At 53.3% G+C, this 394-nt stretch carries 1 protein-coding gene; it reads left to right on the forward strand.

The genetic code is table 11. The annotated features are described in order from the left end of the window. The coding region (locus tag J0A66_RS21925) for an alpha/beta hydrolase (RefSeq protein ID WP_369127390.1) at positions 1–220 on the forward strand (220 nt) is incomplete at its 5' end. Positions 221–394: the final 174 nt, after the last annotated feature.

Below are 394 nucleotides of genomic sequence, written 5' to 3' on the forward strand. Positions count from 1 at the left end.
GGCTGAACAGCGCCATGAAGCTAACCAGAACACCCCAATATTGGTCGCGCACGGACTGTATGACGAAGTGGTGCCCTGCGCCTTAGGCAAGGCAGCATTTAATGCTGTAGAGAGTCTGGGGTACCCGGTCACATGGCGCGATTACCCCATGCAACACAATGTCTGCCTGGAAGAGATCCAAGAGATCGGCCAATGGTTGCAAAAACGCCTGGCAGCATAACTGGTTAGCGCCGCCGCCCTGTCCTACACTGAGTGCCACACCTTTAGTGATAGGACTCAGTCATGCGTTATGCCCTTCTATTAATCCTGGCACTAAGCATCAGTTTTAGTGCCAGGGCACTTATTGAACAAAGCCAGTTCACAAGCAACGTCACCGCCAGACAGCCGGTAGACG

The sequence above is a fragment of the Bowmanella dokdonensis genome (genome assembly GCF_017254865.1).
GTDB classification, from domain to species: Bacteria; Pseudomonadota; Gammaproteobacteria; order Enterobacterales; family Alteromonadaceae; genus Bowmanella; species Bowmanella dokdonensis.